Origin of the sequence: Brevundimonas aurifodinae, from assembly GCF_040195595.1 — a bacterium.
Lineage (GTDB): Bacteria > Pseudomonadota > Alphaproteobacteria > Caulobacterales > Caulobacteraceae > Brevundimonas > Brevundimonas aurifodinae.
Genome location: NZ_JBEGDD010000002.1, coordinates 131,571 through 153,886 on the forward strand (window position 1 = coordinate 131,571; position 22,316 = coordinate 153,886).

Consider the following 22,316-nt stretch of genomic DNA (forward strand, 5'->3'; position numbering starts at 1 on the left):
GACTAGGCGTCGTGTCCGCTAGCGCCCGGACTCAATGGTTCTGGCTAGCGCCCGCCTTCCCTGCCGCCGTGGCTCAGAGCGGATCGCCCCACCGTCGTCCGTCGAAAAGACTGGCCGCTATGGCCCGGTCGTGAACGATCAGCCGTCGATTTCGTCCGTGCACGGCGACGCAGTCGTGTGTCCGACTGCACGGCAGACGGCCGAGTCGCGCGCGCCGCTGCCCCAGTCTGGCTTCCGAGCTCAAGCGCATCGAAACGTTGCGCGCGATTGGCTGGCTGTGAAGATCGCGGATGGGGCGGGGATGATAAACGGCTGTCGATCCAATCGTCGAGACGCTATCCTACTTTACCTGACCTTCGGCCGGTTCGACGAGGCGGTGCTGATCATGGGCACCCTGCCGTTCGCCCTGACCGGCGGCGTCTGGCAGCTCTCTCTGATGGTCTTCAACCAGTCGGTCGCGACCGGCGTCGGCTTCATCGCCGTGGCGGGCCTGTCGGCGGAGTTCGGCGTGGTGATGCTGATCTATCTGGACCACGCGCTCCGGGATCGGGGACCCGACCCCGACCGTGGGCAGGTCGAGGAAGCCGTTCGTGAAGGCGCGCTTCTGCGGGTCCGTCCCAAGGCGATTACGGTGGCGGTGATCCTGGGGGGCCGTTCCCGATCCTGATCGGTCACGGTGCGGGATCGGAAGTCATGACCCGGATCGCCGCCCCGGTCATCGGCGGCATGATCACGGCGCCATTGTTGTCGATGTTCGTTATCCCTGCGGGTTATCTTCTTCTCAGACGCCGGAGAACCCTCTCTACCTCACACGTTCAAGGAGCCACATCGTGAAGACCATGTTTTGGGTATCAACCGTATTGGCGATCGGCCTCGCCGGTTGCGGGCAGCCGTCAACGTCAGGGCAAGATGATGCGACGTCCGCCGCGTCGGAGACCACCGCCTCGAACGGCGGCGAGAGGTCGCAAGACGAGGCTGCGAAAACCGCGAATGGAGCGGGAGTGATCACGGCTGTAGATCCGATCGCCGGGACACTGACACTCGACCATGAGCCCATCCCTGCCGTCGGGTGGCCGGCGATGACGATGAGCTTCCGGGCATCTCCCGCGGTTATTGGAGAGGCGACCGTCGGCGACCGGGTTCAGTTCGATCTTACAGTGCGCGGAACGACGGGCGAAGTGACCGCGATCTACCCCCATTGATCCTTGATTCATGGCTGAGCGTCCTGTGTCCGCCAGGCCACCATGGCATCGACGGGCTCCTGTCGGAGGATCTCACCGATAGGGAAGCAGCAGCTCTGATGGCGGCTTATCTACCCTGTCGGATAGGCTGACCCGAATGTGTCTCATCTCCTGACGACCGGGGAGGGCGCCAAGTCCGGGTACGCAGGGGGGCCATCAGGTCAACAGTTGACGCTCGATCCTTGACCCTCTGAGTGTAGAATCGAATACGGCGGAGAACGGTCAGTCGCTGACGTTTGCGGTGGTGATTCCTCCTGGACCCCGCCCGACTGCAATCGTGCGGACGAGCTTGCGGGTCCGGGTGTCGAGGACGGACACCGTGTCGGCGAAGCTATTGGCGATATAGACTTGGTCGCCATCGTCGCTGACCACGACGCCGTGAGCGCCCGCACCCGTGACGACACGGGCGACGACGGTTTGAGTGGCGGTGTCGATGACTGAAACCGTGTTGTCCGGGCTCGCCTCGGTCCCCTGGTTCGCGACATACACCTCGCGGCCATCAGGCGTGGCGAAGGCCTGGATCGGACCGGATCCGACCGCGAGGGTGGCGATCACGCGCCGGCTCGCGGTGTCGATCACGGCTGTGCCGTCCTCGTCACGCAAGGTCACATAGCTCAATCGGCCATCCGGGGTGAAGGCGACCTGGACTGGCCCCCGGCCTACCGGAATGCGCCCGATTTCCGCCAGATCATCGACGCTCAGGATCGAGACCGTCCCATCGTCGGTGTTGGCGACATAGATGGTTCGACGGTCCGGGCTCATGCGCAGCCCATGCGGCGACCGGCCGACAGCGATGGTTCGGCTCACCGCGCCTGATTTGATGTCGATGACCATGAGCGTGTCATCTCCACTATTGGTGACGAATGCGCGCTCGCTCCGGGAATCGACTATGACATGCGCCGGCATCCTGCCGACGGGGATGGTCGTTCTCGGGCCTTTCGAAACGGCGCTCGCTTCGAAGATCAAAAGTCGCCCGGGACCATTCATTGCGGCATGGCCGTCCTCACCCTCATTTGCGGTGGAACCGACCGCGAAAAGCGATCGACCGTCGCTTGAGACCTGAACGTTGTGAGGGGAAACGGGAATGCTCGTCGTCTCGACCTGGCCTGTCTCGGGGTTGATGACCGAAATGGATCGGCCCTGTTCGTCGGCGGTGAAAACGATATGGCGCGTATTCTGAGCCTCGGTTCCACACCCGACCAACCATAGGGCTGCGGTCGCGCTTGCCGCCGTTAAGGCGACCCTCTTCACGTATGTTCTCAGAAACATGTGCTGTGCCGGTTTGATGAAAGGGCCGATAGCGGCCTGAGGGCTCAATGAAGCCTTCCGGCGAGACCTCGCATTGATCCATGTCAGCGCTCAGCGGTGATCGACGTCATCCCTCATCGCCTTGATCCGACCGCCTGATGTCGGTGACAAGTCCTTGGTCTACGCAGAGACCGTGCGGTCCGCGGCACATCCTCAAGATGCTGCGTGGTTTGGCTGCCGCCGCGAAGCGAGCGGGGGGGGGGCGTGGAGATCGATCAGCGTCTCCTGCAGATCTGCGAAGTAGGCTGGGAGATCCGGACAGCTAGGCGGAACCTTGATCCGGTAGGACCGCACCATTTCATCGAAGTTCGAGACCGTGCGCCAACGCGGATCGTCGAGCAGCTGCCACGCCGTCGCCTGGAGATTCCACGCCATCTGGCTATTAGGGCCCGCGCGAGCATCAAGGCCGCAACTTGGCTGGCTTCGTCAGCCTTGCCGAGACCGAGCCGAGCCTTGCACACAGCAGACAGAACGGCCAGATCGGAGGAGACGCTCGCGGCCGCGTCGGCGTGAACACATGCCTCCTCCGGCTCGTCCCGCATCGTGGGGCGGCCACCCGCAGAGCCGCTTCCGTTGGTGCCACGTACGCCTGTTGGCGATCACCCTTGGCCTTGAGCGCGGCGGCGTGGGCTGAGAGCACCGAAGCAGGGGCGCTGTTTTCGCTCGAAAAGGGGGCTGTGACGGCAAGCGCATCGTCCAAACGACCCAGCGCCAACAGGGCTCGGGCCCGGTGAGCAGCCTCCACCGTCACCGCGGCCATCCCGACCACGACTGATCCAGCCATGGGGGGCCGCACCGGCCCCGGGGGCGATTCCGCGAGAGTCTTCCGGGTTGCCGCCCGACGGTACTTGGATACGCCTGGAGGGAAACGGTGACGTTTCGCTCCAGGGACGCATCTGGAATACGCTCAGCGTCGCGCGCGCAACTCGAGCCAAGTCTGTGGCACCGGAGCGTCGTCGCTAGCTCGCGCTCCCCCATCTAGACGCGCAATGTCACCGGGCGCTGCCGTCGCGACCCGCTGCTGCCTCGAACGTCAACGACGCATTGTTGGTGATGAAGCGCCCGCCGGTCTCTGTCGGCCGATCGAGGGTCGCGGCGACAAGCATGACGGGCCCGGTCACCCCCTCCGGGAGGCGCAGGCGGCCTTCCTGATCGGTCAGAACCTCGCGCACCTCCGCCTGTCCGAACCTCATGGTGACGGGGTGCGCTGTCAGCGGGCGGCCGTTTCTGACGAGTTGGAACCTCACGGGAGAGCTATCCCCGGCGTCGAACTCGGGGAGCAACTCGACCTCGAGCCCCGTGGGACCCGTCGCGGTAGGGGTGCAGATCTGGAAGCAGACGAGCGTCTTGGCCAGCCGGCGAGACCGCACCTGCAGCGTTGCGCCCTCGGGCAGAAGTCCACGAACCGCCGACACCTCTTCGGCCTTGAAGGGATGCTCATCCAGATAGGTGTCGACCTGATCGGGCCGCCAATTCGACTCGCCCCAGATCGTTTCTACCGCGACGACAGCCATCCCGGTGCTTTCGCTGGAGACCGCAAGACGCAGGGATTGCGCGGTCTGATCTTCGACCGTGACGGCCGCCGGGCGGCCGTCGACCATCGCCCGAACCTCGGCCAAGCGGCTGCGTGGCGACCCAACGTTCAGCGTGGGAAAGTCTGACGAGGACGTCGCATGGACGATGAGCGGTCGCCCGCTCGGTCCGACGAAGCTGGCCGGGATCAGAAAGAAATCGTGGGCGGCGGCCGCGCCTGCGAACAGCCCCAGTCCCGTCGCCATCAGCAGCGCTATACGTCTTTTCATGTTGCTCGACCCTTCACTTGATCAGATGTTCCGCCGGCGTACGCCAAGCGGTGTTGTGGATTCCGTTCGCGACCTTCGAGCCTGCAAGAGGACCGCAGCGTCGCTTCAGTATGTACCCCTCCGGACATGGTCAGAAGCGAGCGGTCAGGCCGACGTAGTACCGACGACCGATAAGGTCATAGGTCGACGGATCAGTGTTGGCAGCGATCGCCGGTGAATAGACCGGCGGCTGTTCATCCGTGAGATTGTTCACGCCCGCCCTGAGCGACACCATCTCGTTCACCGTGAAAGCCGCATTCAGGTCGACGTAGTGGATGGCGTCGATGACTTGACTGCGGTTGTTGAAATTCTCGACCGAGCCCTGGTAGCGCCACCGGACGCCGACGTTCCAGGGATCCTGGATCCAGTTCAAGGTCGTCAGGAACTTCCACTCGGGCAGCGTCAGGCCGAAGCTGTTCGAGACCGTGCCCTTCCGATCTGTGAACGGGCCATCAGGGATGTCCTGACGCTGCCATTCCTGAAGCTTCGTGCCCGTGATGTTAAGTGCCAAAGCACCCCAGTCGGGCGCGCCAATGTCGCCGAGATCGACGCTCCAATCGACCTGGAAGTCGATTCCCTGGGTTTGCAGCGTCCCGAGATTGGCGTTGGTTTCGAGGGTGTTTGTGATCTGCCCCGAGTTCGGGTCGCGGCTGAACAATCGGCAGAAGATGTTGTCCGGGTCATAGGTCGGGTTCGAGGTGCCGTTCTGATTGTAACAACGACGCAGTTGCTCGGTCGTCGAGACGGTGCCGACGACCTGTTCGATCGCGATGTCATAGTAGTCGATCGAAGCAGAGAGTCGGCTTAACCACGGGCTCGCGAACTGCGACTGCCAGGCGACGCCCACGGTGAAGGATTCAGCGGTTTCCTCCTCGAGCAGAGGGTTGCCGCCGGTGACTCCGGAGACCTGCGAGTTGGAGAATGTGAACGAATCGATGACCTGCCCGGGGACGTTCTGCGCCAGGCACAGAGCCCGCACGGCGTTGGCGTCAGGCGCGCCCGGGGCCCGGTACGCCCCGCGGATATCGCAGGGGTCGCCCGAGAACTGGCGCGCGCCGGTCGAGGAGACCGGCACGCCGATCGATGGGAAGCTCAAATTCTGCGCTGCGAACAGTTCCCCGATCGAGGGAGCGCGGACCGCTCGCTGAACGCCGCCGCGAAACCGCAGTCCGTCCACCACCTCCCAGCTGAGATCCGCCTTGTAGGAACTCACGCGCCCGATGGTCTCGTATTTCGAGGCGCGGTAGCCGAGATTGGTCTCGAGCTTTCGCACGAAAGGCAAATCGCTCAGGAGCGGAATCAGGATCTCGCCATAGAGTTCTGAAACCTGATCCGAGCCGGCGAGCGGCTGGCCGGAGTTTCCGGCCAGCTCGGGCCCGACGACTCCATTCAGAGTGAAGGTGCTCAGCAGCAGATTGTCTGGAACAAAGTTGTAGTTCTGCTCGCGGTAGGCGGCCCCGACGGCAGCCCGGACCTCGCCGGCGGGCAGCGTGAAGACGCCGCCCTGCAGGTTGAGCTCGGCAACCCTCTGATCGTTCGTAGTCGTGTTCTTGGCTATCCGACTGACGTTGGCGATGCACGCGTTGCTCAGCGGGTTCGATCCGAACGGGTTGAAGCCGCCCGCGCAGATCGACGCGCCGCCGTCCGGGGCGTCCAGAAGACGCTGCAGCGCGGACCGGGAGAGGTAGCCGGTGTAGACGGTGCCATTCTCCACCCGCCCGTAGGATAGATAGGCGTCGTAGGTCCAGTCGCGGACGCCGGCCAGATCACCGCGCAGTCCTGTGGTGATCTGATAGACGTTGTAGTTCTCGGTTTGGCGTCGCGGGCCGAGCTCGTTGAAGCGCTTGTCGAGGCGGAAGTTTCCGGCCGGGTTCGGGCGGGAGTTCAGAACTCCGCGCAACTCGGCGGGGATGAACGGGTTCGTTGATGGGATGCGGAACCCGGTGGTGGGACCGGTGGCAGGGTTGGAGGCAAGCTGATTGCCACTCTCATACTGCGAGAACAAGAAGTCGGCATAAAGCTCGGCCGCTGCGGTGATTTCATAGTCCGCGGCAGCGTACACATTGTAACGCGTCTGCGGAATAATCATGTAGTTTCGGTCACCAGTCGTATAGGTGAAGTCGGTTTGCTGGAGCGGACCGGGCGTTCGGAACCCTTCATAGTCGATGCCGCCCGGGCTGATGTAGTCGCGTGCACCCCGATAGGTAAACAGTGTTCCGTTGTTGTTGAAGCCGAATGTGTCGCCACGCGCAGCTCCGGTAACGGCGGCGTTGACCGCCGCCGCCGTTGGAAGGTTGTTGGCGTCGAACACCGTCGAGCCCAGCGGCGACGTCCCTGCGAAACCCGAGATCAACGCAAATGAGCGGTCGGCGTTGAGGACCGAGGCGCGGTTCGAATAGGTCGCCGACACCACGGCGCTCCCACGACCCTGGGCGATGTCACCGCCGATCGTCAGGCTGACCGCCTCCGCGTCCGCGTCGCCGCGTTCCGAGGCACCGTACTGCAGGTCGAGCTGGACGCCTTCGAAGTTCTGGTTCAGCAGGAAGTTGAGGACCCCACCGACGGCGTCCGATCCATAGGTGGACGAGGCGCCGCCGGTGATCGTCTCGATGCTGGAGATCAGCGGCGTCGGCAGAAGGTTCAGGTCGACGACGGAAGAGGCGTTCGACGGCACGACACGGCGGCCGTTCAGGAGCACCAGCGTCCGCGTCGCGCCCAGCCCGCGCAGTTGGACGTTCGCTTGACCCGCCAGGTTCGGGCTATTCGACGCCGCGTTGCCCAGGGCGGTGAACTGCGGCAGGTCGTTGATGAGGCTCTCGATGTTGACCGATCCCGTCGCCCGGAAGTCTTCCTGGGTGACGGTCACGATCGGGCTGTTGGCGCTATAGTCCTGGCGCGCGATGCGGGAGCCGGTGACGACGATCGAGTCCACTTCGACGGCATCCTCTGGGTCCTCTGGGGATTGGGTTGCCGTGGGTCCTTGGTCCTGCGCCGCGGCAGGCAATGCCGTCAATGCCGTGGCGGCGATCGCCAGGCCCGACAGGACTGAAGACGTGATGAGTCGGCTGCGAAAAGAGACGTCGGCCAAAGGTTTTTTCTCGTTAGTTTTCCGGCCGAATTGTGGTTCCCTATCGAGGTATACGCGGCGCAGGAGGTCTTCCCCTAGCTCCTCCCCCATCTTTTTTCACGTTTCTGCCGATCCGCCAGACGCGATCCCTCTGCGATGCGGAGCGAGTTGTAGATCTGTCCGGATCCGGCTGCGGCTGAGGATGTATTGCGAGAGGTTTATCTTCTGATCTTGAATCGAGCCGGCATGTTCGATCCGGCCCGCGGCACGCTATCGCCTGGCTCGCCATGATCGCCCGCAGCCGCTCGGTCGACTGGATACGAGCGACACCCGGACGCCTGAGCGACATGACGATCGACGCGGCGGATGGCTTGGATGACGCGCCTCCCGCTCTGGACCGCATGATCGCTTCTTCGAACCGGAAAACGCTCCTTCACTGTCTCGCCGGTCTGGAACATCGCCAGCGTAAAGCGATCACGGCCGCGTTCTTCGGCGGATTGAGTTACGTCGAGATTGATCGACAACTGGGGGTGCGGCACGGCACGGTAAGAGCTGGGTCCGGCGTTGCGTGACGAGGATCAAGTCGCGATTGGGAGATGATCCTGTTCGTCCTTTGGCCTTTCAGCCTGACAGGAGCGTTTGACCGGTGCGGCGAGCTGGTTGGCCGACCGCTCTGTTCGAACGTCCTGATATTGCGCTGCCGCCCGCGACGGTCGTGAGATGCCGGGTCGAGCCGACGGGAACAACGTGTTGATGATCTTCAAACGTCGAGCCCAGGACGATAAGGCCCCCCGCGTCACACCTCTCAGCCGATCACATCGCCACGGACCGGATCAACATGTCGGAGTTGGCCTGAGGGGCCCTGCACCAAGACTTCCACCAGCACCCCCTCCTCAAGCAGACCGACCGCTCGAAGAAGGGCGGCTTCAATGGTGTCCACGCTATCGTAGAAGTGACCCCGGTCTTGTCGGTTGTTGAACAAATGGCATTTGCCGCCGCCGCATCGGACGACGGCGGTTTGAGTCACGAGACGATCGGCCTGCATGACACGCTCCTGATCGCCCGCCATGACGTTAGACAGCCTTTGACCGAGCGGCAATCTGGACGGTCGAGACGTACCGGGGGGGGCGGCTTCGGTTAAGCTTGCCGCCGCTAGGCGACCCTCTTCACGTATGTTCTCAGAAACATGCGCCGGTTTGATGGAAAGGGCCGATAGCGACTTAAGGGCTCAAAGAAACCTTCCGGCGAGACCTCGCATCGATCCATGTCAGCGCTCGGCGGATCGACGTCATAACTAATCGCCTTGATCCGACCGCCTGATGTCGGTGACAAGTCCTTGGTCTACGCGGAGACCGTGCGGTTCTCCGTAGACCGCCACGGTCATCGGCAGCCCGGAGTCCAGGCGGACGTCGAGTTTCAGATTGGCCTGGTCGATCCTGACCGCGAGACGCCGGCCGCGCCACTGGAGGCTGAAACTCAGGCTGTTCCAGCTTGCTGGCAGGTGCGGCGTCAGAGTGATGCCGTCGCTCCGCAGCGCCAGTCCGGCGAATCCGAAGATCGTCATCATCCACAGGCCGCCTTGAGCCGCGATGTGAATGCCGCCGCCGATCGCCACCTTGGTGTCGGCGAGATCGATCGCCGCGGTCCTGCGAAAATAATCGAGGGCCATCCCGGTGGCGCCGAGGCGGGCGGCGACTAGCCCGTGCATGGCGGTGCTCAGTGAACTGCCGTGACCACAACGGGGCTCGTAATAGCGGAAGTTCGCAGTGCCCGTCTCACCGGCGAACTCATCCGGCAGCAGCGCCAGAAGAGCCACGACATCGGCCTGTTTGATGACCTGGGACCGCTGGGTGCGTTCGCGTCCGAGAACCACGTCCATTGGGACAGTGCGGCCCGCATAGGCCGACAGATCCACATCCTCCAGATCAAAATAGCCCGCGAACTGTTCGAACAGGCCCGTGGCTGGAACCCTACCCGTCGCCATCGTCTCCGCGACGTCGGACCACGATTTCAGCTCGGCATCGTGGAGATCCAATCGGATCGAGAGGTCGGCCCATCGTTCGGGCCACCGTTCGCCCAACAAGGCGGCGACGTCGAGCGCGCGCCTGATGTTCCAACGCGCCATGACGTTGGTGAAGGCGTTGTCGTCGATCGTCTCGTGATACTCGTCGGGGCCGATGACGCCCCGTATATGGCGCAGGCCGTCCGCCTCGGGCTGGGCCCGGCTGGCCCAGAAGCGTGCGGTTTCGAGAAGGATTTCGGCACCGGCCTCGACCAGGAAATCATCGTCGCCCGTCGCCTGCCAGTATTGCCAGACGGCGTAGGCGACGTCGGCGCTGATATGTTGCTCCTGCGTGCCGGTGAGGATGTCGGTGATCTGTCGGTCCGGCCCGACGGCTTGCTCAGGCGTCGTCTCGATGCCGGAATCCGCGGACTCCCAGGCGTAGAACGCGCCGCGCCATCCTCTGTCGGCCGCCTTCGCTCTTGCGCCGCCAAGAGTATGGAAGCGGTACATCAGCAGCGACCGGGCCGCTTCCGGCCACGTCATGATGTAGAATGGCAGCAGGAAAATCTCGGTGTCCCAAAACACGTGCCCGCGATAATCGGCTCCGGTCAGGGCCCGGGCGCCGATCGAGACTCGCGGGTCGTCCGGGTTGGCGGCGCCGGTCAGGTGGTAGATGGCGAACCGAAGCGCTTTCTGCGCCGCGGCGTCGCCTTCGACCTCGACGCCGCTGAACGACCAGCGGTTCGCCCAGGCCGCCTCATGTCGGGCCAAGAGACTCCGCCATCCCGACTGGCTGACGGCCTTGAGGTCATCCCGGACCTCTGCGCCGGGGTCCTGGTCTGGCGCGTCGCTTCTCGCCACCGCCAAGATGCGCTCAAGGTAGACGATCTGTCCGGGGCGACTCCGCCAGGTCCACGACCATTTGAACGGGGCGAGCACGACCGGTGCCGCCTCCTGGCCGTCGATCCGCAAGCTCAACCCGACGGCCAGGCCCAGGCGCTTGCCCGAATGACGCGTTCGCCATACGCCGAGCTCGTTCTCAAGGCGCTCCGCGACGAGGTCGCGATCGACGCCCTCGAAGGCAGCTTCGAGTGTCATCTCCGTCTCGCCTCGCTCGACCTCCAGATCAAGCAACTGCAGGCCGAGCGACCTGTGGTCCTGGGACACGAGGCTCAACAGGCGCAGGCGAACGCTCACGTCGGATCCATCGACCAGGCGGCATTCCGAAAGCAGAAGGCCTCGTCTCATATCGAGCGTGAGAGGGTGCGACGGACCAGGGCCGAAATGCTGGACAAGCTGTCCTTCAGGCAGGCCGATACGGACCTGCAATCCGTTCGGGACGCAAACCAGCTCTGGCACCGCTCGGTCGGCATCGGGGGTATCGAACAGTCCGGCGACATAGGTGTTCGGCGATGCGACGCTCTGCGGCGATCGGTTGATCACTTGGGAGGCCCGCACGCCGAGGAATCCGTTGCTGATCGCGAACCGGGTTGCGCGATCGTTCTCGCGGAGCGGATCACATCCATCGTCGTGGAGCACCCACGCGGCGTCCGCGGTCGGCTCCAGCGCCTGTTTCAGGGTCTTGGAATCCGTCATTGTGTCCGTCCAACAAGCTGGCCAACCGCGAGTTCGGCGATCACGACGTCATCCAGGCTCGTGACCACGAGGTCCGCGCCCACCGCGCGCAGCTGATCGACGTCGTCAAGACGAGCCACGCCAAGGGCTGCCATGCCGCCTGCGCGAGCGGCTGCGATGCCCGCCGGCGCGTCCTCGGCCACGAAACACTGGCCAGGGGGCACGCCCAACTCGGCGGCCGCGACGAGGAAGAGCTCCGGATCCGGCTTGCCACGCTTCAGGTCGCGGCCAGAGACATTGACGCGGAAAATGTCGAGCAGCCTCTGGCCGGTGCTGAGCGTTATGGATCGCATCATCTGGGTGGCGTTCCTGGAGGAGGAAGCGGCCGCCATGGGCCAGCCGAGGGCAGCGACCGCCTCGACGAAACGCAGGGCATCCGGGAAGGCCGCGACCGCGCCGGTCCGGATCAGATCTTCCAGCCGCGCCTGCTTCTGTTCTGCATAAACTGCGGCGCGGCGCTCGGCGTCGGGCACGCCAAGGGCCTCGAGCGCTGATCGGGCGCCGTCGAGCCGCAGCTTGCCAGCGACATGGGCTTGATACATCGCCGTCGTGAAGCTGTCCGGCTCGGCGTAACCCGCCAGCGCCTCGCGCCAGGCGCGTTCGTGCGGAGACGCGAGCAGCACGCCGTCGACGTCGAAGATCGCGGCGCTCAGCATTCGCGGCAGCCGATCAAGGTCTGCGCGTCTTCGGGCATCCACAGTCCCAGTCCGTTGTCATCAAGCATGGGTCTAGAGTGACATGCGCGGGCGCGCCGAACTTTGATCCGGATCAATGCCGGCTCTGAGCATGGCGTGTCCTATCGGTCGACAGGAGGCCACTCATGATGATCAGACCAATACGGGTCGCGGTGAATGGGTATGGCGTCATCGGCAAGCGCGTCGCCGATGCGGTCAAGGCTCAGAACGACATGGCGCTCATTGGCGTGGCCGACGTCGCGACGGACTGGCGCACCCGGGTGCTCGAGACGAAGGGCGTACCGCTGTTCGCTGCCACGCCCCAGGCGCTGGATGCGTTTCGCGCGGCAGGACGCCAGACGGCCGGCGGCCTGGATGACCTGCTGGGCGAGGTCGATGTCATCGTCGACTGCACGCCCAAGCGCGTGGCGGCAGGCAATGTCGAGCATTACCGCGACCGAGGACTGAAGTTCATCCTTCAGGGAGGAGAGAAGCACGCCGTCACAGGGCACTCCTTCGTCGCGGAAGCCAATTTCGAGACGGCGATCGGGCGCCAGGCGACCCGTGTCGTCTCCTGCAATACGACCGCGACGGTGCGGACCCTGAGCGCGCTGAAGCGCGCCGGGTTGCTCCAACGGGCTCGGGGAACCCTGCTGCGCCGCGCGACCGACCCGTGGGAGAGCCACCAGGGCGGCATCATGAACACCCTGGTTCCCGAGCCCGAGATTCCCAGCCACCAGGGACCGGACGCCCGGACCGTCGATCCCGACCTGGATGTCGTGACCATGGCGGTCAAGGCGCCGGAGACGATCGCCCATCTGCACTATTGGACGATCCAGATGACCCGACCGGCGGATAAGGAGGAGGTGCTAGACGCCTTCCGATCCTCGTCACGCATTCTGCTGATGAAGAACGAGCACGGTCTGGATGCCCTGAACGCCGTCAAGGAATTGATGGCGGACCAGAGCCGTCCCCGCAGCGATCTCTACGAGGTGGCGCTTTGGTCGGACATGCTCACGGTGCAGGGCGACGAACTCTTCTATGCCTACATGGTCGACAATCAGGCGATCGTCGTGCCGGAAACGATCGACGCCATAAGGGCGCTCGATGGCCGCGAGACATCGGGTCGACGCTCAATCACCGCCACGGATTTGGCCATGGGCATCGAAGGCCGTCTGTTCGTCGAGGCAGGAACCCCGACGCCGTCACCCATCGGAAACCAGACATGACCACCCGGACGCTCGACGTCGGCAACCTGTTCTCCGTCCTTGGGGCGTCCGGACTAGAGCGACAGCTGCGTCGCATCGACGGCGTCGGCAGCGTTTCGGTGAACCCGGTGTCCGGCTCCACGACGGTCGCCTATGACGCGGCCAGGACCAGCTTGCCCAAGATCAGAGCGGCGATCGAGGCCTGCGGCTTCCACTGCGCCGGGGAGGCCCTGCCCAAGCACGTCTGCGAAGATCACGATGCGCGGGCAGAAGGCTCCCCTGAGGTTGTCGCGCCCGCGGCCGTCGAGGCGCATGGGGGACATGCCGGCAGCGAAACCGGCGACTTGAAGCCCGACACAACGAGTGGCAAGCGTCCCCCCCACGGCAAGGCGCAGAAAGACGCCATGGCTCATGAAATGGGCCATGGGTCCGGCAAGGACATGCAGTCGATGGTGCGCGACATGCGCAACCGCTTCTGGATCGCCTTGGGCTTCAGCCTGCCGATCTTCGCCTTCTCGCCGATGGGCATGGACTTCATCCGGATTCCGCCCCCGTTCGGCCTGAGGCTGGACCTCGTCCTGTTCATTCTGGCCAGCGGCGCCATCCTCTATCCGGTCTGGCCCTTCGTCGTCGCCGCTTGGCGGTCATTGCGGAACGGGGTCGCCAATATGGCGGTGCTCGTCGTCCTGAGCGTGGGCACCGGCTATTTCTTCAGCGTGGGTTCGACCTTCATCTACGGCGGCCAGCAGTTTTACGAAGCCTCATCCATCCTGCTGGTCTTCATCCTGCTCGGTCACTGGCTTGAGATGCGGGCGAGGGCAGGGGCGTCCGAAGCTATCCGTGCCCTGATGGATCTGACGCCGCCCAAGGCGACCGTCTTGCGCGACGGCAAGGAAGTCGAGGTGGCGACGGCCGAGGTGGTGTCCGGCGATACGGTCGTGATCCGGCCCGGCAACAAGATCCCGGTCGATGGAACGGTGCTCGAAGGCTCATCCCTGGTCGACGAATCGATGCTGACCGGCGAGTCGATGCCGGTGGAAAAGAAGGTGGGCGACACCGTGATCGGCGCGACGATCAATAAGAGCGGCACGTTCCAGTACAGCGCCACCAAGGTCGGCGCGGACACCGCGCTGGCCCAGATCGTGAAGCTGGTTCAGGAAGCCCAGAACTCCAAGGCACCGTCCCAACTGCTGGCGGATCGCGCGGCGCAATGGCTGGTCTGGGCCGCGATCGTCGTCGGCCTGCTGACCTTCGTGGTCTGGTTCTGGGTGATCGGCCAGCCCCTGCTGTTTGCCGTCAGCCTGACGATCACCGTGTTCGTCATCGCCTGCCCGGATGCGTTGGGCCTGGCGACGCCGATGGCGATCATGGTCGGGACGGGGCTCGGCGCCATGAACGGCATCCTGTTCAAGAACGCGTCCGCGCTGGAGGACGCCACCAAGCTGGACGTCATCATCTTCGACAAGACCGGTACGCTGACGATGGGCCAGCCTGAGGTGGTCGATCTGGTGACGGCCGACGACGCCTCGGAGGATCAGTTGTTGGCGGCGGCCGCAGGCGTCGAAGCGGGATCGGATCACCCCCTGGCCCAGGCCATTCTGCGCCGAGCGGCGTCCGTCGAAACGGCGAAGGCGACCGGCTTCCTCAATATCGAAGGCAAGGGCGCCCAGGCCGAGATCGGCGGCAAGACGGTGTTGCTCGGCAACAAGAGGCTGATGACCGAGAACAAGATCGACCTTGGGGAACTCGGCGCGAAGTCCGAGGCGCTTCAGGGCGCTGGCCGCACCGTCGTCCACCTCGCGAGGGGCGGCAGGCTGGTGGGCCTGATCGCCATCGCCGACGCGGTGAGGCCCACCGCGATCGAGGCGGTCAAGGCCCTGCGCGCGCGAGGGGTCGAGGTCATCATGCTGACCGGGGACAACCAGGGCACGGCCGAGCGGATTGCCAAGGGCCTTGGCATCGACCGGGTGTTCGCCGACGTCCTGCCCGGCGACAAGGCGAGCAAGGTCAAGGAACTCCAGGCCCAGGGCAAGAAGGTCGGCATGGTCGGCGACGGCGTCAATGACGCGCCCGCCCTGACCCAGGCCGATGTCGGCTTCGCGATCGGCGCCGGCACGGACGTGGCCATGGAAAGCGCCGACATCGTGCTGATGAAGAGCGATCCATTCGACGTCGTCGGCGCCATCGAACTGTCCCGGGCGACACTCCGAAAGATGCACCAGAACCTGTGGTGGGCCGTCGGGTATAACGTCATCGCCTTCCCGCTGGCCGCCGGCGTGCTCTATCCCTTTCTGCTTGGACCGAGCATCGCCGCCATAGCCATGTCAGGGAGCTCTGCGCTTGTCGCGATCAACGCCCTGATGTTGAAGCGAACCCGGCTCACGGGCATCCGCCGGCCCGGCGAGGCGGTCGTCGCGGCGCCAACGATGACCGCGACGGCGGCGGTGTGAAGAGCAAGGCCAGATCGGCCCTGCCGCCGGTTGCGATGGCTGTCCTGATGGCGTCGGTGTTCACGGTGTCGATGGGCTTCGGCGTCGTCCTCCCATTGCTGCCGTTCCTGATTGAACGGCTCCTGGGCGGGGGGGCTGAGGCAGGCCAGATCTCGCGGGCGACAGGATTGCTGACCGGCCTCTACATGCTGTCGCTGTTTCTATTCGCGCCCCTGTGGGGACGCTTGTCCGACAAGCATGGCCGCCGGGTCGTCCTGCTCATCGGCCTGATCGGTTTCGGCGCCACAATGCTGGTCTTCGCCTTCGTCGAGAGCCTTGTCGCGGTCTATGCGGAAAGGATCCTGAGCGGCCTGTTCGCCGCAGCGGTGACGCCTGTGGCCTTGGCCGCCGTGGGGGATTTGGCGGCGACAGACGAGGCACGGGCGCGCCGATTGACCTTCGTCAGCCTGGCGGGGATCTCGGGATTTCTGCTAGGGCCTATGTTGGGCGTGTTCATCGCGCGCGCTGCCGCAGATATTTTTTCGATCACCGATCCAATGGGATCGTTGGCGTTTCCGCTCGGCGCGACGGCCGTTCTCGCATTTGCCGTGGCCGGCGCAGCCGTCTTCGCGATACCGCCAACCCGGCACCGGGAACGGGTTGGCGCGCCCGACCAGACAGCCTCGTCGACAAGCCGCTGGCTCATCCCCAATCTCCTGATCCTGGGGTTCATCGTCGCGGCCGGTGTCGGTGTGTTCGAGGTCGGCCTGGCGCTTCGCGGAAAACAGGAACTGGGCATGACCCCGACCCAGATCGCCCTGATGTTCACGGAGTGCAGCCTGGTCATGCTCGTGGTTCAGGCCATTGTGTTCTCGCCCTGGGTCAAGCCTTCGGCGACCCGCTGGCTGATCGCACCGGCCCTGGTCGTCTTGGCGACGGGATTGTTCCTGCTCCCGCGCGCGACCGATTTCACCCTGATGCTCGCGGTGATCGGCGCGGTGGCGGCGAGCGCCGGCATCCTGGCGCCGATCCTGACCTACTGGACGTCCAGCATGGCGGGCCAAGCGCAAGGCGCTCAACTCGGCAGGCAAACGGCTGCCGCAAGCCTGGGGGCGGCCATCGGCTCGGCGGGGGGAGGGTTGTTGTACGATGTCGCCTGGCTGCCCGATGCGTCATTTCTCATCATGACCGTATTGACGGGGGTTGGCGTCGTGCTCAGCTTCGCGTTGCCTCGCATGCTGGTCCGAGGCCGCACCGCCTGACAGTCCGGGCGCGTTTCGTCCGGCGAACTGAACCAACCGAGCCGCTGTTCGTTGAAAGGACAGTCGCCGCGGTCCGGACGTCACGTCAGGTTGGCAGGTGGCTCGATCCAAAGGATCAACCTCCATGTTCAACTTCATAGAACGGCCCGTCAGGCGGACCGCCCTTGTCCTGTCGACCTTTTCTCTGCTCGGCGCCGCCGGGTGCGCCGCCAGCGCCTCAGACGCCGGAATGGCGATGCAGGATCGCCCGATGGCGGGAATGAGCATGCCGCAGTCGGCGTCGAATAGCGGCATGATGGGCCGGGATCACGCGATGCCGCCGGGGATGAACATGCCTCGGACAGCCTTCTCCGAGGCCGAGATGGGCATGCACCGCTCCATGATGATGGCGACCGACGTGAACACCCAGCGCACCTGGGCCCGCAAGATGATCGCGCACCATCGTGGAGCGATCGCGATGTCGCAGGTCTTGCTGGAAAGCGATGCGACAGACACCGAAGCCCGTCGCATGGCGCAGGCCGTGATCGACGCGCAGACGCGAGAAGTCGCGGAACTCGAATCCTGGCTCGAGCGCCATCCGGCCTGATCGTGGAGGGCGGGATGGCGGCAGCCGCTGTCGCCGCCCGACGTCTTTCGCAGCGTGGAGGTCTTCTGTTGGATATCGAGCAGAGGGCTCATACCCTCCATTCCCGGTCCGGCCAGGATCCTGACTGTCGCAAGAGTGCGCTAGCACGGCTGGCCTCAAGCGACGATCGTCAGTTACTGGAAAGAGGAACTGAACCTTTATCTAAGCAACGACTTTCAGTCGCCAAATATTTATATGGCCAGTCCCGTGGTGATCTAAGCGACCAACTCCTCCGCGCGCACTTGGAGGATCATCGTATGCCGCGCGAAGTCTGCGAGGCTGCATGCGGGATGCCACATACGTCCGGACGTCGAGGTCTTGGAAAATGTCACCACCGGCGCGATGCCGAACGTGATACTGGTAGCGAGCGGATGGCGATGGGCGGCCGCGCGCCTCACCATATCAAGGCCTACGGTCCGGATCGCCGCAACACCTTTCTCTTCTCGAGCTTCCGGGCGGCAGGCACTCGCGGTCGGTCGATAGTCGAAGGCGCCGGGGAAGTGAAGGTCCACGGCGGTGGGTTCCCCCCAACGCGGCGGTGCCAAGCCTGCAGATGCCCTCGGCCCACGCCGACTACGAGGAAACCCCGCGCTGGTTATTCGGCTTCAAGCGACCGCCGCGAAAGACTTCATCGTCCACGGCGAGCCCCATGCGGCGGACGCCATGCGGATTCGCATTCAGGACCGCGACGGATGGGACTAATTCATCGCAGATGATGGAGCGGCACGAATTGTGAGCGAAGTGGTCAAAACCGCGCCCCACGCGCCGCCGCCTCTTAAAGCGCGCCGTTTCGGCCTGTACGCCCAGCACGAGTCGATCGTGCTGATGCATCGGGATTGCCATGCCTGCCGTTCGGAGGGCCTGTCGCCTCGGTCTCAGGTCCTACTCACCTCCGGAACGCGAGAGGTCTACGCCACTCTCTACCAGATGGACGGCGATATTCTCGCGCTGGACGAGGCGGCGCTCTCGGAGGAGGCTTGGCGGCTGCTGGGGGTCGAAGCCGGTGATCTCCTCACGGTGCGACATGCGCCGACGATCGAATCCATGTCCAGCGTGCGCCGCCGCATCTACGGAACCAGGCTGGATGACACGGCAATAGACGGTATCGTCCGGGACGTGGTTGCGGGGCGGTACACCCCGATCCATCTCGCCGCCTTTCTCACCGCGACCTCGGTCCTCCCGCTTGATGACGCCGAGACCGTGGCCCTCACACGCGCGATGGCCGGGGTGGGGGAGCAACTCGACTGGCCGTCTGATGTCGTGATGGACAAGCACTGCATCGGCGGACTTCCCGGCAACCGTACGACGCCGATCGTGGTGGCCATCCTCGCCGCTTGCGGCTTGGTCATGCCCAAGACCTCCTCGCGGGCCATCACTTCACCGGCCGGCACGGCCGACACGATGGAAACCCTGGCGCCGGTCGATCTCGATCTGCCCGCCATGCGCCGCGTAGTGGACGCGGAGGGCGGCTGCATCGTCTGGGGCGGGGCGGTGAGGCTCAGCCCGGTCGACGACATCTTCATCCGGGTAGAGCGGGTTCTGGACGTGGACACAGAAGGCCAGCTGATCGCCTCGGTCCTGTCCAAGAAGATCGCGGCGGGTTCGACCCATGTGGTGCTGGACATTCCCGTCGGCGCCACCGCCAAGGTGCGGACGAGAGAGGCGGCCGCGAAGCTGTCGCAGCGACTCATCGAGATCGCGGCCCGGTTCGACCTCAAGGCGCTCTGCATGCAGACCGACGGGACGCAGCCGGTCGGCGTCGGCATCGGGCCGGCGCTGGAAGCGCTGGATGTTCTGGCTGTGCTGCAGAACCGACCCGAAGCGCCGCCGGACCTGCGCCAACGCGCCTGCCTGCTGGCAGGCACCGCGCTCGAACTCGCCGGCGCGGCGAAGGCCGGCCTGGGAGCCGAAGCGGCCGAAGCCGTTATCGCCGATGGTCGCGCCTGGGCAAGATTTCAGCGGATTTGCGAGGCGCAAGGGGGCATGCGTACGCCGCCCGTCGCGGCCCAGCGGGCGCCCATCCATGCCACCCGATCCGGCCGCGTGATCCTCATCGACAACCGCCAGCTCGCGACGCTGGCCAAGCTGGCTGGAGCGCCTGATCGGAAGGCCGCCGGCATCCAGATGCAGGTGCGACTGGGCGCGGAAGTCGCAGCGGGCCAGCCATTGCTGACGGTGCACGCCGAGACGGCGGGCGAACTGGCCTATGCGCTCGACTATGCGGCGTCGCATGGCGATATGATCGAGATCGACGCCTGACCTCCACCGTGCCGCGAGGGCGTGGGTTGGCCCGTAAGGAGAAAGGTTGGCTGCGTCAGGTTGTGACCAGCACGCCTGCGTGCGCCAATCGGGGATCACCGCCGGGATGCCGCCTGTTTTCACCCGCAACTCCGGTTCGTTCACGGTCAACTTCGGTGCGGCCGAAAGTGCGCGGGGAGACCTTGCACCGGTGCCGCGGGGCCGGATCGAGTCCGTCGGCCCGGGCCGATGGATAGTGAGCCTGGACAGGGGCACGTGGTGATCGCCCCTTGGCGCCATCCTGGTCCCGAGATCGGGCGCGCCCCGGCGACGGGCGCGCCAAGTAAAAAGACCGCCGGAAAGGTTCGGTCTGGAGCTTCCTGGCTCGCCGGAGGCGGCAACGCGGTGCCCGATCTCGTGCGGCGGGTGGAGGCGCGACGGGTCGGGCCGATGTCTGGGGTCGGACATCGCCTGGGGCGCGGCGGCCGCGACTTCAACCAGGCGGTCGCCCCCTTTGAGCCGATCCTCGCGAGCCTTGCGGCCTTGCCCCGCTCGCGCCCCTGCGACCACAGCAGGGTCTTCCGGGAGTTCGGGCGCTCCAGACAAGTCGTCCTGCTCTCCCTGGCGGGGCTCGACAATCTGATCTCCACCGCGGGCATCGGCGAGAATGCGCCTCAGACCCGGGCCAGGATCTGCGCATGGCTCGCCTGGTATGGGGTCGAACTCGACCCGGCCGCCGAATCGTCGCGGGATCGGAGGCTTAGGCCCGGTCGGCACTCCCGTCACCGTCTGAATAATCCGGGCGGACGAAGATCGGGTGATCGCGAGCCACGTAGCCTGGCTGCTTAGCCTTGACCGGGGACTCGGCGCAGTTCACGCCGGTTCGCCATCTTGAGGAGGTACGTTCATTGATGTCCGACCTGTCAAACTCGGCCGGTTCCACACGCGCAGAACAGCTGAATGGCGGCTGCTTCTGCATCGGGGTGGATCAGACGGCCCTCGCGGTCGCGCTTGATCGTGAGACGGGGATCTCCGGGTTTGCCGCGGACCTGGCGCAAACCCACCCTTGGCTGTTCGCGCGGTCCCCCGTCTTCCTGCCCACGGAGACGCTCGACCGGATGATGGCCGTGGTCGCGGCGGCGGAAACGGCTGTAATGCTGCCCGCCTATCGCGATGCCGCCGCCGCATGGACTCCCCCGTTCGCACGTCGGGACGCCGGTCCTCGTGGCGTCTTCATGGGGTACGACTTCCACGTCACACCTTCCGGCCCCAAGCTCATCGAGATCAACACCAACGCCGGAGGTGCCTTCCTGAACGCGGTTCTCGCCCGCTCGCAGCAGACCTGCTGCGCCGGCGTCGTCCCCGGTGTCGAACCGCCGGGACCCGCAGCGTTCCAGCAGCACGTCGGCGAGATGTTTCGCGACGAGTGGCGTCTGCAAAACGGGGAGGGGACGCCCGGAACGGTGGCCATCCTCGATGATGATCCGCAGGCGCAGCCGCTCTACCCGGAGTTCCGGCTCGCCCAGGCCCAGCTTCGGGCGGCCGGCCTTGAAACCCTCATCGGAGACCCTCGCGATCTGATGCTTGAAGACGGCGCGCTGACGCTCGGTGGCGTCCGGGTGGACATCGTCTACAATCGCCTCGTCGATTTCCTGCTGGAGCAACCGGCCCACGCGGTCCTCAGACAGGCCTATGAGCAAGGCCTGGTGGTGGTCACGCCCAACCCGCATGTCTATAGCCGCCTCGCTGACAAGCAGAACCTCACCCTGCTGTCCGATCCCGAAAGTCTGAGCCGCTGGGGATTGACCGCGGAGCAGGCCGCGGTTCTTGCGGCGGCCGTTCCCCTAACCGTCCTCGTACGGCCGGAAAACACCGCCGAGCTTTGGGCGGACCGGCGCAACTGGTTCTTCAAGCCGGTACGGGGTCACGCCAGCAAGGCGACCTACCGCGGCGCGAAACTCACCCGGAGAGTTTGGAAAGAGATAAAGTCTACCGCCTATGTCGCGCAGGCCTACGCCGCTCCGGGGGAACGACGCATCCCCCCCGCTGCCGAGCCGGTCAGTCTGAAGGTCGATGTGCGCCTCTACACCTACGGTAGGAGGCTGCTGCTCGCGGCCGCCCGGCTCTACCAGGGACAGACCACCAATATGCGCACACCGGGCGGTGGCTTCGCGCCGGTCCTCCTACTGCCGGCGGTCGTGGCGAACGTCGATCCGTGCGCCGGCGCCGTCACACCGTCACCCGGCACGGCTTGTCACGACCGTTCATAGGCGAAGACGGCCCTGACCGGGTCATCGCGCCGACCGGGGCGCGCCACGTGGAAGGTCAGCAGATAGCGCCCGGGCTGCTGCAGCGAGACATAACCGCCGTAGGTGGCGGAACCGTCCAGAGGCATGGGTTCCAGTCGCCCGGCTCCGGGGCCGGGGTTGCGTGGCCCCCTGAGGCTCAGAGACACCTCGGCGTCATCAATGCGCCGGTTCGTGGCGGCGTCGAACACAGCGAGAGTGACGTGATCGGTCCCCGGCGGCGGCCCGTCGTGCATCCGGGATTCGGGGTGGGACTGTGGGTGACCAGCCACGGTCGCGCTGTCGATGACGCCGTATTCGAGTCGCAAACCCTCGACGGTCTGCGACTGACCCTCGACAGGGGCAGCCTGGCATGAGCTCAGCGCCATTGCGAAGGCGGTGCCCAAGAGGAGCGGGCGCGCTCTATGGCGCAGGAGGTGGACGAACGACATGTTCCGGTCTTTCTGCGATGACCTGAGCGCGGTTGTGGCACACGAA

General features: G+C 65.1%; 17 protein-coding genes and 1 pseudogene. 10 read left to right on the top strand and 8 right to left on the bottom strand.

Going from position 1 to position 22,316, the window contains the following annotated elements; translation table 11 throughout:
- Nucleotides 1-337: 337 nt before the first annotated feature.
- Together ABN401_RS03130 and ABN401_RS03135 are read left to right on the top strand one after the other, a co-directional pair.
- Nucleotides 338-834: pseudogene (locus tag ABN401_RS03130) on the top strand (efflux RND transporter permease subunit); the annotation flags it as partial.
- A gap of 5 nt (nucleotides 835-839) precedes the next feature.
- Nucleotides 840-1,202, top strand: coding sequence for a copper-binding protein (locus ABN401_RS03135; protein ID WP_349683568.1), 363 nt, complete (start codon nucleotides 840-842; stop codon nucleotides 1,200-1,202).
- 261 nt (nucleotides 1,203-1,463) lie between these two features.
- Here ABN401_RS03135 and ABN401_RS03140 read toward each other — a convergent pair whose 3' ends face one another.
- From ABN401_RS03140 to ABN401_RS03150, 3 genes are all read right to left on the bottom strand, one after another.
- Entirely contained in the window at nucleotides 1,464-2,492 is a 1,029-nt protein-coding gene (locus ABN401_RS03140) for a YVTN family beta-propeller repeat protein (RefSeq protein ID WP_349683379.1), read from the bottom strand.
- 1,049 nt (nucleotides 2,493-3,541) lie between these two features.
- Nucleotides 3,542-4,351, bottom strand: coding sequence for a DUF4198 domain-containing protein (locus ABN401_RS03145; protein WP_349683380.1), 810 nt, complete (start codon nucleotides 4,349-4,351; stop codon nucleotides 3,542-3,544).
- Between the two features lie 130 nt (nucleotides 4,352-4,481).
- Complete coding sequence (locus tag ABN401_RS03150) at nucleotides 4,482-7,478, bottom strand: TonB-dependent receptor domain-containing protein (protein WP_349683381.1); 2,997 nt, start codon at nucleotides 7,476-7,478, stop codon at nucleotides 4,482-4,484.
- Between the two features lie 266 nt (nucleotides 7,479-7,744).
- Here ABN401_RS03150 and ABN401_RS03155 point away from each other — a divergent pair, with 266 nt between their 5' ends.
- Complete coding sequence (locus tag ABN401_RS03155; RefSeq protein ID WP_349683382.1) at nucleotides 7,745-8,029, top strand: RNA polymerase sigma factor; 285 nt, start codon at nucleotides 7,745-7,747, stop codon at nucleotides 8,027-8,029.
- A gap of 233 nt (nucleotides 8,030-8,262) precedes the next feature.
- On the opposite strand, the gene ABN401_RS03160 is transcribed toward ABN401_RS03155, so the two are convergent.
- The 3 genes from ABN401_RS03160 to ABN401_RS03170 all read right to left on the bottom strand — a co-directional run bounded on the left by ABN401_RS03160 (nucleotide 8,263) and on the right by ABN401_RS03170 (nucleotide 11,753).
- Nucleotides 8,263-8,502 carry a hypothetical protein gene (locus ABN401_RS03160; protein ID WP_349683383.1) on the bottom strand — a complete coding sequence of 80 codons (240 nt, stop codon included), beginning with the start codon at nucleotides 8,500-8,502 and terminating at the stop codon, nucleotides 8,263-8,265.
- A gap of 249 nt (nucleotides 8,503-8,751) precedes the next feature.
- A complete protein-coding gene (locus ABN401_RS03165; protein ID WP_349683384.1) occupies nucleotides 8,752-11,058 on the bottom strand; it encodes a glycoside hydrolase family 65 protein in 2,307 nt (768 codons plus the stop codon).
- Nucleotides 11,055-11,753: an HAD family hydrolase gene (locus tag ABN401_RS03170; RefSeq protein WP_349683385.1), complete on the bottom strand. Its 699-nt coding sequence runs from the start codon at nucleotides 11,751-11,753 to the stop codon at nucleotides 11,055-11,057. The genes ABN401_RS03165 and ABN401_RS03170 overlap by 4 nt, the downstream gene beginning before the upstream one ends.
- 164 nt (nucleotides 11,754-11,917) lie before the next feature.
- Here ABN401_RS03170 and ABN401_RS03175 point away from each other — a divergent pair, with 164 nt between their 5' ends.
- The 4 genes from ABN401_RS03175 (at nucleotide 11,918) to ABN401_RS03190 (ending at nucleotide 17,256) form a co-directional block, all read left to right on the top strand.
- Nucleotides 11,918-13,000, top strand: a complete 1,083-nt coding sequence (locus ABN401_RS03175) for a type II glyceraldehyde-3-phosphate dehydrogenase (RefSeq protein ID WP_349683386.1) — start codon at nucleotides 11,918-11,920, stop codon at nucleotides 12,998-13,000.
- The gene (locus ABN401_RS03180; protein WP_349683387.1) at nucleotides 12,997-15,429 is read left to right on the top strand and encodes a heavy metal translocating P-type ATPase; all 2,433 of its coding nucleotides are present in this window, start codon (nucleotides 12,997-12,999) and stop codon (nucleotides 15,427-15,429) included. The genes ABN401_RS03175 and ABN401_RS03180 overlap by 4 nt, the downstream gene beginning before the upstream one ends.
- Nucleotides 15,426-16,670, top strand: coding sequence for an MFS transporter (locus tag ABN401_RS03185; protein ID WP_349683388.1), 1,245 nt, complete (start codon nucleotides 15,426-15,428; stop codon nucleotides 16,668-16,670). The genes ABN401_RS03180 and ABN401_RS03185 overlap by 4 nt, the downstream gene beginning before the upstream one ends.
- 229 nt (nucleotides 16,671-16,899) lie before the next feature.
- Nucleotides 16,900-17,256: a DUF305 domain-containing protein gene (locus ABN401_RS03190; RefSeq protein ID WP_349683389.1), complete on the top strand. Its 357-nt coding sequence runs from the start codon at nucleotides 16,900-16,902 to the stop codon at nucleotides 17,254-17,256.
- A gap of 254 nt (nucleotides 17,257-17,510) precedes the next feature.
- Here ABN401_RS03190 and ABN401_RS03195 read toward each other — a convergent pair whose 3' ends face one another.
- Nucleotides 17,511-17,807, bottom strand: coding sequence for a hypothetical protein (locus ABN401_RS03195; RefSeq protein ID WP_349683390.1), 297 nt, complete (start codon nucleotides 17,805-17,807; stop codon nucleotides 17,511-17,513).
- A gap of 220 nt (nucleotides 17,808-18,027) precedes the next feature.
- Here ABN401_RS03195 and ABN401_RS03200 point away from each other — a divergent pair, with 220 nt between their 5' ends.
- From ABN401_RS03200 to ABN401_RS03205, 3 genes are all read left to right on the top strand, one after another.
- Complete coding sequence (locus ABN401_RS03200; RefSeq protein ID WP_349683391.1) at nucleotides 18,028-19,554, top strand: thymidine phosphorylase family protein; 1,527 nt, start codon at nucleotides 18,028-18,030, stop codon at nucleotides 19,552-19,554.
- Between the two features lie 429 nt (nucleotides 19,555-19,983).
- Complete coding sequence (locus tag ABN401_RS16295) at nucleotides 19,984-20,382, top strand: hypothetical protein (RefSeq protein ID WP_432763516.1); 399 nt, start codon at nucleotides 19,984-19,986, stop codon at nucleotides 20,380-20,382.
- Between the two features lie 62 nt (nucleotides 20,383-20,444).
- Nucleotides 20,445-21,803: a hypothetical protein gene (locus ABN401_RS03205; protein ID WP_349683392.1), complete on the top strand. Its 1,359-nt coding sequence runs from the start codon at nucleotides 20,445-20,447 to the stop codon at nucleotides 21,801-21,803.
- Here the strand turns inward: ABN401_RS03205 and ABN401_RS03210 are convergent.
- Nucleotides 21,788-22,270, bottom strand: a complete 483-nt coding sequence (locus ABN401_RS03210) for a hypothetical protein (protein WP_349683393.1) — start codon at nucleotides 22,268-22,270, stop codon at nucleotides 21,788-21,790. The genes ABN401_RS03205 and ABN401_RS03210 overlap by 16 nt on opposite strands.
- Nucleotides 22,271-22,316 lie beyond the last annotated feature (46 nt).